At 35.8% G+C, this 14502-nt stretch carries 12 protein-coding genes and 1 pseudogene; 8 read left to right on the forward strand and 5 right to left on the reverse strand.

All coding sequences use genetic code 11. The features are described 5' to 3' along the window. The 4 genes from J5U23_RS04850 to J5U23_RS04865 are packed head-to-tail and all read right to left on the reverse strand — an operon-like array spanning nt 1 to nt 4188. On the reverse strand, nt 1-2352 hold the full coding sequence (locus J5U23_RS04850) for a hypothetical protein (protein ID WP_218267130.1): 2352 nt from the start codon (nt 2350-2352) through the stop codon (nt 1-3). Then, nucleotides 2321-3031, reverse strand: coding sequence for a hypothetical protein (locus J5U23_RS04855; RefSeq protein ID WP_218259688.1), 711 nt, complete (start codon nt 3029-3031; stop codon nt 2321-2323). The genes J5U23_RS04850 and J5U23_RS04855 overlap by 32 nt, the downstream gene beginning before the upstream one ends. Further along, nucleotides 3019-3717, reverse strand: coding sequence for a hypothetical protein (locus J5U23_RS04860; RefSeq protein ID WP_244988824.1), 699 nt, complete (start codon nt 3715-3717; stop codon nt 3019-3021). Before J5U23_RS04860 ends, J5U23_RS04855 begins: the two co-directional genes overlap by 13 nt. A gap of 42 nt (nt 3718-3759) precedes the next feature. Beyond that, the gene (locus J5U23_RS04865; protein ID WP_218267131.1) at nt 3760-4188 is read right to left on the reverse strand and encodes a hypothetical protein; all 429 of its coding nucleotides are present in this window, start codon (nt 4186-4188) and stop codon (nt 3760-3762) included. Nucleotides 4189-4920: 732 nt separating this feature from the next. Here J5U23_RS04865 and J5U23_RS04870 point away from each other — a divergent pair. The 6 genes and pseudogenes from J5U23_RS04870 (at nt 4921) to J5U23_RS04895 (ending at nt 11048) form a co-directional block, all read left to right on the forward strand. After that, complete coding sequence (locus J5U23_RS04870) at nt 4921-5754, forward strand: hypothetical protein (protein WP_218267132.1); 834 nt, start codon at nt 4921-4923, stop codon at nt 5752-5754. Between the two features lie 270 nt (nt 5755-6024). Next, a pseudogene (locus J5U23_RS04875) lies at nt 6025-7101 on the forward strand (transposase). A 158-nt stretch (nt 7102-7259) separates the two neighbouring features. After that, the gene (locus J5U23_RS04880; RefSeq protein WP_218267131.1) at nt 7260-7688 is read left to right on the forward strand and encodes a hypothetical protein; all 429 of its coding nucleotides are present in this window, start codon (nt 7260-7262) and stop codon (nt 7686-7688) included. Nucleotides 7689-7805: 117 nt separating this feature from the next. Further along, a complete protein-coding gene (locus J5U23_RS04885) occupies nt 7806-8171 on the forward strand; it encodes a DUF2203 domain-containing protein (protein WP_218267133.1) in 366 nt (121 codons plus the stop codon). A gap of 31 nt (nt 8172-8202) precedes the next feature. Continuing rightward, on the forward strand, nt 8203-10392 hold the full coding sequence (cutA, locus tag J5U23_RS04890; RefSeq protein ID WP_218267134.1) for a glyceraldehyde dehydrogenase subunit alpha: 2190 nt from the start codon (nt 8203-8205) through the stop codon (nt 10390-10392). Between the two features lie 248 nt (nt 10393-10640). Beyond that, nucleotides 10641-11048, forward strand: coding sequence for a rhodanese-like domain-containing protein (locus tag J5U23_RS04895; RefSeq protein ID WP_218261318.1), 408 nt, complete (start codon nt 10641-10643; stop codon nt 11046-11048). Here J5U23_RS04895 and J5U23_RS04900 read toward each other — a convergent pair. Next, nucleotides 11038-11436 carry a hypothetical protein gene (locus J5U23_RS04900; RefSeq protein ID WP_218259697.1) on the reverse strand — a complete coding sequence of 133 codons (399 nt, stop codon included), beginning with the start codon at nt 11434-11436 and terminating at the stop codon, nt 11038-11040. The genes J5U23_RS04895 and J5U23_RS04900 overlap by 11 nt on opposite strands. 304 nt (nt 11437-11740) lie before the next feature. Between J5U23_RS04900 and J5U23_RS04905 the strand changes: the two genes are divergently transcribed. Together J5U23_RS04905 and J5U23_RS04910 are read left to right on the forward strand one after the other, a co-directional pair. Continuing rightward, the gene (locus tag J5U23_RS04905) at nt 11741-14092 is read left to right on the forward strand and encodes a M1 family metallopeptidase (RefSeq protein WP_218267135.1); all 2352 of its coding nucleotides are present in this window, start codon (nt 11741-11743) and stop codon (nt 14090-14092) included. Nucleotides 14093-14141: 49 nt separating this feature from the next. Next, a complete protein-coding gene (locus tag J5U23_RS04910; protein WP_218267136.1) occupies nt 14142-14492 on the forward strand; it encodes a ferritin family protein in 351 nt (116 codons plus the stop codon). Nucleotides 14493-14502: the final 10 nt, after the last annotated feature.

A 14502-nucleotide genomic window follows, 5' to 3' on the forward strand; every position in this document is an offset into this window, starting at 1 on the left:
TCAATTGCGACGAATTATTTTTAAATTTATCTTACGAAAATATGTTCGGCTAAGTCGTAGAGATATAAATAAAATTACAGTGATTAAGAGAGTAATTAAATTGATCATTATTGAAAAAGAGACAACATTAGTATCATTATAGGGATATCCAAATGCCCTACCCAATTGTGGATAGGGATAAGAGGAAATGTTATCGCCCGTAAATTCGTGCTGTATGGACATGTTGTAAGGGATAAACATCACACCTATTAGATATGATAGAGAATTTCCAATAAAGAACAGCTTTACACTGCTAGAGACGTAAATATTACCTAAATAGGAAAATATAATAGAAGTGTTTGGAGATGAAGTTGAAACGGAAAGCGAATATGAACCGTTAGTAACACCGAAAACGCCTCCTCCTGGGATAGAGACGTAAGCTAACACAACCTTGTAAAAACCTGGTTTTACATACAAATTAAGAGATGATGTACTACTAACGGAAATAAATAAAATGCCGGGAAATTCCGACAAAACTTCCTCATCGTAAACGTTTACGTTTATTGTATCTGTGAAATTAGTAGGATATGGTAAGTGCTTAACGTTTAATTTAATAGGTGAGATACCTTGTTTATACGCTGAAAGGGCTAAAAGCTCAGCATATGTAGCGTTTCCAACATAACCCCCTATATACTTTGGAGGAATATCGAACATGAGATAAGAGGGAACCACGTTAAGTGAACTATTAGTGTTGGGAACCTTTGGATATTCAAAATTTATGAAAATTGGGGAATTAATATTGTATGTGAAATCATTGTTTTTGTATACTAAAAAGTAAGAGTCGTTATAAACTAGAGTGAAGACGTTTTTGTGAGAATTAATTATGCTCAAGGTGTAATTATCATTAACAGTAGTAACAACGTATTGTACACCATACTCGTTTAAAATAGTCCCTACACTAGAGGTATTAACTAGGGGAGCAGAGGTTACATTGGGCAATACTCCAATAAATGTAGTCCAATTTGAGGGAACTACAGCATCAACGAGAACATTACCTATGGTATTATTCTCTAAAAATTTTGCTAAACTTACTAGTAAGGGAGGGGGATTTACGGGATTATAATTTCCTAGGTAATTCCCACTAATTACCATTGAGGAGGAGAAAGCGAATTGAGATAAAACTATGAGAATAAATAAAGGAATTAATAAGTATTGTTTTGAAAGAATCTTAGCCATTACTAGGGATACTAAAAGAAAAAGTGGTGCTAATACCATCTCAGTTAAATAAGTTGGCAAAAAGATCCAAAGGTAATTATATACAAAAGTTTGGGATAAGATATCCAACAAGGGATATGTTAAGTTCAACGTTAAGTTATACCCTAACACGTTTACATAAGAGGAGACTAGTAATACCAAGAACAAGTAAAGTGCTAAGAAATAGTTAGCTGGTGAGCCCTTTTTCTTCAGAAAGATATAACCTAAAATTCCAGTTTCAACGAACGTGAATGACATTACGTATATTAAAACGGGATTTCCAAACGACAAGTAAGACACTAATGGCCTAAATAGTGATAAACCCCTTAATGAATCCAGGAGGGGGAAAGTTAAGTAGTTTAACCACAACTGTTGATTAGATATTGTGAAACTTATTGAAGTGTATGAGTGAAAGTTGTAAAACAATATCACGAACAGTCTAGAATTTAACAAGAGGTAAAAAGGTATCGAGTAGAGGAAGACTTTTAGATCGTTCAATTTATGCCTATAAAGAAGAATTGAAAGAACTATAAATAACGTGTAAACGAAACCTCTTGGATCAGTTGTAGTGAGAGAGGCAAAGAGCGAGAGAAGTATGGCACCTAAAGAGCCTCCTTTTTCTAGGGAGTAAAAAGTGCCAGCAATCAACGCCGGTAAAAGAGCGTAAAAAGCCGCGTAATTGGACCAGTGACTGAAATAGTAAGCTGTAGGCGTTATCGCGTAAAGGAAAGCAATAGTAGCGGATATTAAAATTTTAACCCATACTTTAGTTTCTTTTGCATATCTATTTAAAAAGTACCTAGACGAGAAATACATAGATGGAATTGATACAGCGTAAGGGAATAAAAGGTACGTTAACCATTCTGCTATAACTGGTGAGATAAGATTAAAAAACAATATAATCACTAGAGGCATCCAAACATTATCCATGATCATGGGAAAATTAAGATAAGATAGTGCTGTCTGCTTGGAGTCTAAATAAAAAGCTGGGTAAGAATCTCTTTGATAAATGTATCCAACATGAAAGAAAACCTTCCATAAGGCTATCATGGGAGTTAGTATTGAAAGGACTATTACAACAATTATTTCAATTACTTGAAGTCTTCTTTCTCGATGCATAAATTTTCACCGTTAAGAGTACAAAAATGAGCAAAAGAGTTACAAAACTTATATATTTACCAACTGTTTGATCAAGAGCGGAGTTTAAATCTAAAGAAATAGGTAAATTAACGATCTTACTATCATTTGTAAATTTAAAGCCATCTGGAAGTGTTGGTTGTTCGTTAGGATTTACAAGATTTGAGCTCACTAAAGTATAAGTTGTATTGCTGACTAACTGTCCACTCTCCCCTATTTGAAGGATAACGATTTTATATGGGACTCCAGTAGAATTAACGTAATAAAAGTACTCAAGCTCGATATAACCTATAAAAGTCCTGCCATAATATATATAGTTGGAATCATTCGAAGATAGTAAAGACAAAATAACACCTCTTTCAATTACTGGCTCTCCCGGATTAGAAATATAGAAAAAAGTTTTGGGAAGAGAGGCATTATCTAGAATTGTGGAAGAAGTTAGAATCTGAGAGAAATTGAGAACATAAACAGTCAGATTATAGGCGAAAGATGCATTATTGTAATAAATTCTTGTAACATTTTCAAAAAGAAGCTCCGATAGATGGTAAACTTGATTATTATAATTTATTTGAATATGAAGTGAGTACTCTACAAAGGCGTGAGGAAATAAGGCTATTATTAGGAGAAACAAAAGAGGAGAAGGCATAACTATCTTACCCATTTAGTTCCCCTAAATAAAAGGATTACCATAACAAGAAGTGCTCCAACTAATATAATGTACTCCATAATTTTAGAATATTGAGGAAATAGACTAGAAGTTATTTCACTACTTGCAGTCGTAATTCCCTTAAAGTGAGGTATTCCAATACCCGTATTATTAAAGTTCGTCATCCATAAATCCAATGTAGTTTCACTAGATATTTTCCCATTTGAACCTATCTGTAAGTTAATAACCTTGTCTGCTAGACCATTAAGGTTAAAATAAAAGTAAGTTTCTATAACTACACCTTCTACATTACTTTTTCCGAGATAAACGTAATAAGAGTTAGTACTATTAACGTAAAGGAGGTTCACTCCACTTACACTAATGTTTTTTTCTCCTAGCAATAAGGGTGAAACATAATAAAATGGTAATGGAAGAGTAGAGTTCGCTATTGAATATGAAAACTTACTTTGCATTGACGTATTCCATGATATTATACTTATACCAACTAAAACTGTCCCGTTGTTAAAGGTCTTGTTTATCACTTGAATTATAGAGAATTTCTGAAACAACATGGACCCATTTTCACGATAATAAGTTGAGGTTCCATTATAAATTGCGAATGTTCCAGAAGTTAGAGAAGGTTGAGAGGACGTTATTAAAGTTAAGGAAAGGGCTAATGGGAAAAGAAGAAGAAACAGCAAAAGTATTAAAAAAAACTTTTCATTTTGTTCACTTCCGCTTTTTTAGCTTGTTACTATTGCACTTACTGTTACTGTTTGTCCATTAGAAAGTTGTAACGTTAGTGAAATAGTAGAACCAACCAAATTACTTAAACTACTAGTAATACCAGATAATGCAATTGAGTATGTATTCACACCAGCAGATATAGTAGTTTGTCCGGATACAGTCGCTGAGCTTCCTTGTACGAGTGCTCCAGTAACTTGTGTATTAGCTCCAGTATTCTTTAAAGTAACTATTAGATAGTTACCACTAGCACTTAGTGTTGCTGTTCCTACTTGTGATACTGTACCTTGCCCACTAAATGCTCCAAATAGTCCGAAGGCAAATCCTACAACCACTAATGCTATTATTACTGATGCTATTACTAGTATTAATGCAGTTACAGCACCTGATAATGCTTTGGCATTCTTTCTCCTACTAACCATCTTCATACCTAATATACAATAAATTACAGTTCTATATAAATCTTTCTAAGAGTAACTCAATGAATCTCCATTATATATTCAATAGGCTTAACTTACCTTAACAGTACTTTTGCTCAGTTTTATAAGGGTTCATAAAATAAATAATAAACAAAATAACTCTCTATTATCTCTTTGATTTTAACTCCCAAAAGTTTGTAGTGATTCACAGATCCATTGCGAATTGTAATTTGCAAATAATATAAATATAGAAGTGTTAATACGATTAAGCACATATTCCCTTTATCCACCGTTTTCACTCAGCTAAATTCATCATATTTTTTGAAACATAATGAATTAGCAATGTAAACTTAAATCGCCCAAAATTTGTCTTATGATGTTTAGGTTTAGCGTGAGTTTATTTTCACACTTAAAAGGTTCTTCAATTATAATTTAGACCTTATCCTTGTTGACTACAAAAGAGCTCCAAAACATTGAAAACATTTCACTGTAGCTCTCGTAATATTAATTCTTAGCTCATATTTAGCCTAAAATATCTATTTCTTTAAGAGATTGAAGATTGATTTAATTGAAGTAAAGTAAAAACGCTCTTGAAGTCTCCATAAGTGCCTTTTACTCCTTTCATGAGATATGTTTTTATCACTAAAAATTGCAGTGCTAGTTATCTCGCCTTGTATAAATGTATCTCCAGAAAGAGAAGTTTCTAAAACTCTTTTTATTTTTAAAATTCAAATAGTGTTTATGGAAATAGAGATAAAAACTCCTTCTACTACTGTTAAAATTAATAATGATAACAAACAAACTGAAATGATTAACGGAAAGGATAGAATTATAATAGGTAGAGTTTACTACTATCTAACTAAGACCATATTCCTAATTCCTAGACTTTATGGAATAACAGCCAAAGAACCACTAGTAGATTGGAAAAACGAGTTTGAAAAACAATTCACGCATATTTTAACAAATGAGTTAACTTTAGCTAAGTTATTAACATTAGAATTACACTTCAGAATAACCTCACCTAAAATGTCTATCATAGGAAGTATTCAGAATGGTAAGGTTGAAGCCAAAGTAGAGTTGAAAGCTTTACCTGAGTTAGAGCAGCAAGAAGATAAGATTAGAATTTTAGTTAAGATAGACTCCTTTTACTTTTCAGATATTAATAAGAAGAGACCATACATTATACCTGCAATTAGGGCTGGGTTGGTAGCCTCATTTTATAAATTTCTTCCCATTAAGTTTGAGGGAGCTCCGGGTATTCCAAAGACGCTCGGCATAATTTCTGATTTCATAAACTCAATGGTATTACCACAAGGGTATTCTGAAGAGGTTCTAGGACATAAAATCTACATTAAAGACGATGAAGTTTACTGTGATGACAATATACTATATAATGCAGACCCTTCTGTGTTAAGTTTATTTCCTATAGTCCATTTCATCAAAAATTCAAGCGATAATAATATTATAGTTATCGAGCAACATGAAGTTCATTTAGAGGAGTTTAAAGAAACTCTAAAAGATTTACTTAATACGTCTAAGGCAAAATTAGTATTGGTTAGTAATAAAGCAATTTAGGCTGAAATATAAATTAAAGTGACTATCTTTTTGTTTATATGGGAGATTAGTAAATTTTATCCAAAAGAGCTATTCTGACTTGCTAAGAATTTAGAGAGTCAATATGAGATTAAGAATATTAATCAAAATATAAGCAGTCTCCATTATCTAATCTCATATGGGCGATTCACGGGTTCATTGCGAATTCAATTTGTTTCTCTAAAACTAGATAAGAATAATTGATTCTACATTTTCGGTAACACTAATAAGGGACGAGCGTGAGGTAATATCATGGAACTCATAACTATCGACGAGAAAGCCCTCTACGGCACTCCACTAAGTGAGGCCGTGAAGGAGCTCGGATCGAACCTCACACTCGTCCCCAATATACTTCCGGAAAACGCACTATTAAACAAATCGGTCAAGGAGATCGAGAAAATGGCCTTAGAAGAAGCCGAGAGGACTAGCCCAAAGCACCAAAGAGGTAAGGAGATAAGGAGGAAGGGTTACGCGAGATGCAAGTTCCTCAAGGGCTTTCGTATAGTGATGGTTGGGAGGGAGGTTAAGTACGAGTTGGAGTGGATCTCGGTGAAGCTACTTGTACTTTACGGGGATAAGGGAAGGTGAAGACCAAGGTTGAAGAGACCCTGCTTAAGGAGGAGAGAAAGGTCTTCGCGGCTCTGATGTTAGTCTGCTAGGTTAAGGGAGGTAAGTTGAACGCCAAGCTCTGGATGCCTCAGATCGAAGCGAGCGGTGAGTTCAAGTATGTAATAGTTGACGGGAAGTACGTGAAGCTCAAGGGAGGAAAGGGGGTCCTTCTCTCGGCGATTGGCGTGACAGAGGAAGGCAAGAGGGCCGTTCTGGACATAATCTTAAGCGTAGAGGAGGACGCCATGGCTTATTGGAGGCTCTTGGTTGAGGTCTGGAAGAAGTCGAGCTTCATTCTTATAGTAGCTGATGGGATCAAGGCCTTGGACAAGGCAATCTCTCTCTGAACTTCAAGTAAGAAGGCAAGGATGTTTGGTCCACCTTAAGCGTAACGCGACTAAGGAGGAGAGGGAGGCCTTGAATGTTATCATCTCATCTGCCGAGAGCGGAGAGATTAAGCCCGAGACTTGTCCGAGGCTCTTGAGTTATCTCTCCGCTCCCAAGAAACTCTGGAAGTGGCTCAAATCCAATAACTTGATCGAGTCTTTCAACTCCCTCTTGGAGAGGAGGAGGTTCGGTAAGTTTCACTCCCCTTGGAGGATACTCCAGATCGCGCGTGTCATAGCCCTCTACTACAACCTATTAACTTATTTTCTCGTTATTGTAATAATATTGCAGTATCCTTTATTCTTCTCACTTTACCAGAAATTTATACAATAATTTCTTCATAAAATTATTCTAATTCATAGAGAATATTACGATTCGCAATGGAAACATGAATCGCCCTCATATTAGGACACCATGGAAAGATCCTACAAGATTTAAGTATATCTTGAAAGAAAGATTTATATAGAACTGTAATTTATTGTATATTAGGTATGAAGATGGTTAGTAGGAGAAAGAATGCCAAAGCATTATCAGGTGCTGTAACTGCATTAATACTAGTAATAGCATCAGTAATAATAGCATTAGTGGTTGTAGGATTTGCCTTCGGACTATTTGGAGCATTTAGTGGGCAAGGTACAGTATCACAAGTAGGAACAGCAACACTAAGTGCTAGTGGTAACTATCTAATAGTTACTTTAAAGAATACTGGAGCTAATACACAAGTTACTGGAGCACTCGTACAAGGAAGCTCAGCGACTGTATCCGGACAAACTACTATATCTGCTGGTGTGAATACATACTCAATTGCATTATCTGGTATTACTAGTAGTTTAAGTAATTTGGTTGGTTCTACTATTTCACTAACGTTACAACTTTCTAATGGACAAACAGTAACAGTAAGTGCAATAGTAACAAGCTAAAAAAGCGGAAGTGAACAAAATGAAAAGTTTTTTTTAATACTTTTCTACTTTTATAAAACTTTTTAATCCTAATTCATATAAACATTATTATTTAAGCCTTTGCGAATACTTATAATTGTGGAATATCCATATTTCGACTTGGAGACCGCTAAGCAATTGTTACCTTGGCTTAGGGATCGTTTACTCCAATTGAGAAAGATAAAGAATGAGATCGAGCTCCTCTTAGTTAACGGTGATAAATACGCTTTGCAACAATACGCTAGCGAGACTAAGAAAATTATCGACGAAATCATTTCAAAGGGTATTATACTACGAGACATAGATATAGGCTTAGTTGACTTCCCTGCAATAATAAACAATAAGCCTGCATTCTTTTGTTGGAAAATAGACGAAGACGAGATAACGTATTGGCACTACATTGACGAGGGTTTTAGGGGAAGAAAGAGGTTAACTGGTTATGAGGATATTCTAAGTTTACGTTAATTTTATTTATTTAATCTCTTAACAATTCCCTATGTACGTTGGTCAAAGCGTAAAAAGGAAAGAGGATTTAAAGTTCATTACCGGTTCTGGGAGATATATTGACGATATTGAGTACCCTGGAACTTTGTACCTTTACATCATTAGGAGTAACGTTGCTCACGCCAAAATTAAGAAGATTGACGTTAGCGACGCTTTGAAAACAAACGGTGTTGTTGGAGTTATCACTGGTTTGACAATCCCTTTTGAGAATAGGCCTAATAATTGGCCAATGGCTAAGGATGAAATATTATACGTTGGCCACCCTATTGCAGCAATTTTGGCTACTGATAGATATACAGCTGCTGATGCAGCGGATTCAGTTCAAATAGACTACGAGGAGTTACCTGCAGTTATTGACCCAGAAAAGGCTTTGAAAGACGATGTAAAAGCCGTTGAGGGTAGAAGTAATATTGCTTATAAGAAAGTTTATAACGCGGGTGACCCAGATAAAGCCCTTTCAAATTCAGATATTGTATTAGAGGAGAAGTTTGAAATTTCTAGGGTTTATCCCTCGCCGATGGAAACTAGGGGATTGCTTTCAGTATATCAAGAGGGTAGTTTGTTAGTTTACGCGTCTACACAATCCGCCCATTACATGAGGAGATATTTGCTATCAGCCTTTGGTAATAAGATAAGGGATATAAGAGTTATTCAAGCTGATGTTGGAGGTGCTTTTGGGGCTAAGTTATTCCCATATGCTGAGGATTTCATAACTGTTTACGCTAGTTTGCAATACAAGAAACCTGTAAAGTGGGTTGCTTTAAGGAGTGAAGATATGAGGGGCATGTATCATGGTAGGGGACAGATACACAAGGTTAAGTTTGGAGCTAAAAAGGATGGTACTTTAACTGCAGTAATAGGTGATGCGATTATTGACTTAGGTGCTGCTTCTCATGGAACTTACCTAGTGGATATAGCAGCTACAATGTTGGCTGGGCCATATAAGGTTAGGGATCTAAGAATTAATGCATATGGCGTCTACACAAATAAGACTCCTTTAGACCAATACAGAGGAGCTGGTAGGCCAGAGGCTGCTTTTGTTTATGAAAGAATAATGGATATTATTTCTGATGAGTTGAAATTAGACCCTATAGCCGTTAGGAAAAAGAACTTGATAACTGAATTGCCTTACACTAATCCTTTAGGTCTAAAGTATGATTCTGGTAATTACTTAAAATTACTGGAGAAAGCTGAGAAGGTTTATAGGGAATTCGAGGAGAGGGCTAACAAGTTGAGAAAGCAAGGTAGAAGGGTTGGTGCTGGTTTATCATTTTATCTAGAGCAGAATAATTTTGGTCCCTGGGAGAGCGCTTCAGTCAGAATTAAGGCTGATGGTAAAGTTCAAGTCATAATTGGTGCCAGTCCACATGGTCAAGGTGCAGAAACTGGTATTGCACAAATCGTTGCTGATGAGTTAGGGATAAGTGTAGACGACGTTGAAGTGATCTGGGGTGATACTGCTCTCATAGGTGAGGGTTTTGGTACTTATGGCAGTAGAAGTTTGACCTTAGCTGGTAATGCTGCGTTATTAGCAGCTAGAAGAGTTAAGGATAAGGTCTTGAGGCTAACTGCGCAATTCATGAAGTCCGATGTTCAAGAGTTACAGTATAAGGATGGTAAGGTAATTAATCCTAAGACTGGTAAGACAATGAGTTTGAAAGAAGTTGCCTCACGTAATATGGCTAGTTTAGGAGGTATTTGGGAATATAAGGAGGAACCTGGGTTAGAGGCCACGGGTTATTTCGGATTTGATAATTTAACTTATCCCTATGGTTCACATGTTGTTTTAGCTGAGGTTGATAATTCCGGTAAGGTTAAGGTTTTAGATTATTACGCTATCGATGATATAGGTACTGTTGTTAATCCAATGCTAGCTGAGGCTCAAGTTATAGGAGGAGTGATTCAAGGCTTTGGTGAGAGTGTTTTGGAGGAGATTGTATACGATGAAAATGGCAATTTACTAACTGGAAACCTATTCGATTACGCAATACCTACTGCCGTTGAGGCATTTAATATTAAATGGGAGTACATGGAAGAGGGGAAATCCGATGCTCCTTTACCAGCTAAGGGAATTGGGGAGGGTGCAACTATTGGTACTCCACCAGCGTTGATAAGGGCAATAGAAAAGGCAATAGGTAAGAAGTTGACCAGATTGCCAGGTAGGTTAGAGGATTTGATATGAATTTTTTATTTATACACACTGAAAATAAAATCTAGATTGAACTTCGACACCTCTTATTATATTTACCCTTGATTTATCTCATTACTTGACTTTAGGTTTTAAAAGGTAACAATCACAAACTAAAGCAAGATCTCACACTTATTGCTATCCCTATGAAATTTCCCTTTTTTGTAAAATAACTTAAAATTCTTTTGACAGTAGTATAGATAGAAAACTATTTAAGTAAAAATAAACACTGTTAAAGTAGCATGACTCAAGTAATAGAATCCTATTCCTCACCCTTTTATAAAAACATAATCGACTTACCTCCATCAATGGTAAGGAAACTATGGAAAAATGGAAAGATAATGATACTCGATATTAGAACACCACAAGAATATGAGGATCATCACATACCGGGGGCAATCTTAGCACCTTTAGATTATTTAGAGCATTTAACTGAACTTTTCGAAGATAAGGAAGTCGCTGTTGTATGTGAACACGGAAATAGGGCTAGCTACGCCACATACGGTATGCCTCATCTTTATAAGAAAAGAGCTTACTACATGATTGGTGGAATGGCATTATGGATGTCTTTGGGTTACGAAGTTGAAAGTGGGATGGATGAAAATGGATTACTATGGCAAAAGATTCTAGAAAAGAAATTCAACTATTAACAAGCTGAGCCTCCACTGGAACGTAAATAGTATTTTGGTTGGTCACTACTACTAAAGTCAAAGCTACTGTTTGTAACCCATTAGGAAAGGTAAATCCAGTGTTAATGGTATATTTATTTTGACCTAGCAATAGTGTATAGTTAACGTTATGTAAAGTTGCGTCGTAAATTACCCCTACTATCTTGGCGTTACTAAAGGAATTCTCCAAGGTGATGTTAAGTTTACCGTCTTGTGTTATGAGAGCTGTACCTATTTGCCTTACGTCTCCATAATTGCTTCCAAAATACCCTAGATATGTGAACAATATGGAAACTACTGTTATTGCTAAGATTACTGAGGCTAGTAACACTATCATCATTGTAACGGAATCGCTTAAACCTTTTCTCATATGTATTATTTAGTTTTGGATGAATATAAATTAGACAGTTTTATATAGATTTTTTATACTGATTTTTATATATAGTTATACGAGTATAGTGAAAAAGGTTTATATAGAATAGAAAGATTTGATATTCTTTTCCTATAACGAAGGAGATGAATTACCCGACCCTTTGGGATATGACAAATACCAAATTTTTTTGACCAAAACTAAGAGATTCGTATATATGTCCTTTGAACTCCTAAAATCCCCCCGATAACGATATTTCGAGTTAATAGAAAACACTTTAAACCTTATTATATCATAAAAACACATGATTAAGGTTAATAGATACGAGATTTTTCTTGATTTTAGCTTTCAAACTGGAAATTATAAGGGATATGAGAAAATTGAAATGGAAAGCGATGAAGAAACAGTAGTACTGGACGCTGTAGGTTTGAAGATAGTAAAGGTCAAGGTAAACGGAAAAGAGATTGAATTCTCTCAAGATGAGAGTAGAGTCAACGTGAAGAGCGGATCCTTTTCCGGCATTTTAGAGGTAGAATTTGAGGGAAAGGTTGCTGAGAGGAAGTTGGTGGGTATTTATAAGGCCTCTTATAAAGATGGATACGTTATTAGTACGCAGTTTGAGGCAACACATGCTAGGGACTTTATTCCTTGTTTCGATCATCCTGCAATGAAGGCCAAGTTTAAGTTAACTGTTAAAGTGGAAAAGGGGCTTAAGGTAATATCCAATATGCCAGTAGTGAAAGAAAAGGAAGAGAATGGGAAAGTAGCATATGAATTTGATGAAACGCCTAGAATGTCTACCTATTTACTATACCTAGGAATTGGAAACTTTGAGGAAATTAAAGACGAAGGTAAGATTCCGACAATTATAGTAGCCACAATACCGGGCAAGGTGCAAAAGGGAAGATTCTCTATGCAGATCTCAAGAAATTCTATAGAGTTCTATGGAAAGTATTTTGAAATTCCCTACCAATTGCCTAAGGTTCATTTAATCGCAATACCGGAATTCGCATATGGGGCTATGGAGAATTGGGGGGCAATTACTTTTAGGGAGACTGCTTTATTGGCTGATGATTCTTCTTCTGTTTATCAGAAGTTTAGGGTTGCTGAGGTTGTTGCTCATGAGTTAGCTCACCAATGGTTTGGTAATTTGGTTACTTTGAAGTGGTGGGATGATTTATGGTTAAACGAGAGTTTCGCAACGTTCATGAGCCATAAGGCTATTTCGCAACTATTCCCGTCATGGAACTTCTGGGGTTATTTCGTTTTAAACCAGACTTCAAGGGCATTGGAGAAGGACTCTGTGTCAACTACACACCCGATAGAGGCACATGTAAGGGACCCCAATGAAGTAGAGCAAATGTTCGATGATATTAGTTACGGTAAGGGGGCTAGTATTTTAAGGATGATTGAGGCTTACGTTGGTGAGGAGAATTTCAGAAGGGGTGTAGTTAATTACTTAAAGAAGTTCTCGTATTCAAACGCTCAAGGTTCTGATTTATGGAACTCAATATCTGAAGTTTTCGGTTCTAATATTTCTCCAATAATGGCTGATTGGATAACTAAGCCTGGCTATCCCATGATTAGGGTTAGTGTTTCTGGAAATCGCGTGAACTTAGAGCAGGAGAGATTTTCGGTATTAGGAAATGTCGAGAACTTGACTTATAAGATTCCTCTTACCATGGAGGTTAACGGTAAGATTGTAACTCATTTACTAGAAAAGGAGAGAGAGACTATAGCTTTTGAGGAAGATATAAAGAGCTTTAAGGCTAATGTAAATAGGACTGGATTTTATAGAGTTCTTTACAACACTGATCTAGTTTTTAATGCCAAGTTATCAGAGCTTGATAAGTGGGGTATTATAAACGACTATTGGGCTTTCCTATTGGCTGGTAAAATAGACTTTAAGGAATATGAAAGTGTAATAGCTAAATTCTTTAATGATAAGGATTTCTTACCGGTTAATGAGCTTTCTAATGAATTATTTACCCTTTATGCGATAAACCTTGACAAGTATCAAGGTATTTCAAAGGAATTTCATAGAATTCAGCTGAAGAACTGGAGAAATTCAAAGGAGGAGTTAGGAAGACTGACGTATTCAAATATTCTTTATAGACTTGCTGCAATGGATGATGAATTCTCTTTAGGTCTCTCGGAGATGTTCAGATTCTACGATTCTCTAGATTCTGATACGAGACAAGGAGTAGCTGTGGCATATGCTATTACTTATGAAGAGGACGCTGTTGACGAACTGTTGGAAAGATATAGGAAGGAAAGTTTTGATGAGGAAAAACTTAGATATCTAACCAGTATGTTATTCTTTAGGAAACCTTACCTTGTGGGAAACACTTTAAGTTTAATACTGAGCGGTGAGATTAAGAAGCAAGACATTCCCTATACTTTAAGCGTAGTATCTTACAATCCTTACGCAAAGAGTGCAGTGCTAAGCTGGATTAAGATGCATATGAACTTCATGAGAGAGGCCTATAAGGGTACTGGGATCCTTGGGAGGAGACTTGCAGAGGTTATTCCACTGATTGGAATAGGGGCGGAAAAAGAAACTGAGCAGTTCTTTAATAATCTTAAAATGCCTGAAGGAGAGAGGGGAATAAGGACAGGTTTGGAGTTGCTTAAGGCTTATTCGAGGTTAAAGTGATAAAGGTTTTTTAACATCTGCCTTTTACCTTCTCCAAATATTAAATATTATGGATAAGTACAAACTAGCTTTATTAGGTGAAGCTGGTGCTGCCGGATTAGATAGGGGATTTTCAATTAGATATAAGGTTTTTCGTGAATCCTACCTAAACGAGATGTCTCACTGGAAGTATTTTCAAAAATATAGTAGATCGTTATTGGAGAAACCGGTATATTACGCTTTTTCAATCCTTGGTTTTATAATTTCATTATTTGGAATAATGGCTGTTAAAAAGGTTAATGAGATCGTAGAAAGAAACGCTATTGATTTTTACAAGAATAACTTTGATGAGAACAATGAGGAGGTAAGGAAAATTTTAGAAGATGAGGAGAAGCATCTCACAATGTCAGTCGATGCTTAAATAAGTTTTT

The organism is Saccharolobus shibatae B12, assembly GCF_019175345.1.
Taxonomy (GTDB): domain Archaea; phylum Thermoproteota; class Thermoprotei_A; order Sulfolobales; family Sulfolobaceae; genus Saccharolobus; species Saccharolobus shibatae.

Bases quoted from the DNA above. Each gene is read 5' to 3' on its own strand.
- J5U23_RS04880 (WP_218267131.1), top strand. From the start codon at position 7,260: ATGAAGATGGTTAGTAGGAGAAAGAATGCCAAAGCATTATCAGGTGCT.
- J5U23_RS04910 (WP_218267136.1), top strand. From the start codon at position 14,142: ATGGATAAGTACAAACTAGCTTTATTAGGTGAAGCTGGTGCTGCCGGA.
- J5U23_RS04895 (WP_218261318.1), top strand. From the start codon at position 10,641: ATGACTCAAGTAATAGAATCCTATTCCTCACCCTTTTATAAAAACATA.
- J5U23_RS04850 (WP_218267130.1), bottom strand. From the start codon at position 2,352: ATGCATCGAGAAAGAAGACTTCAAGTAATTGAAATAATTGTTGTAATA.
- cutA (WP_218267134.1), top strand. From the start codon at position 8,203: ATGTACGTTGGTCAAAGCGTAAAAAGGAAAGAGGATTTAAAGTTCATT.
- J5U23_RS04855 (WP_218259688.1), bottom strand. From the start codon at position 3,031: ATGGGTAAGATAGTTATGCCTTCTCCTCTTTTGTTTCTCCTAATAATA.
- J5U23_RS04905 (WP_218267135.1), top strand. From the start codon at position 11,741: ATGATTAAGGTTAATAGATACGAGATTTTTCTTGATTTTAGCTTTCAA.
- J5U23_RS04870 (WP_218267132.1), top strand. From the start codon at position 4,921: ATGGAAATAGAGATAAAAACTCCTTCTACTACTGTTAAAATTAATAAT.
- J5U23_RS04900 (WP_218259697.1), bottom strand. From the start codon at position 11,436: ATGAGAAAAGGTTTAAGCGATTCCGTTACAATGATGATAGTGTTACTA.
- J5U23_RS04865 (WP_218267131.1), bottom strand. From the start codon at position 4,188: ATGAAGATGGTTAGTAGGAGAAAGAATGCCAAAGCATTATCAGGTGCT.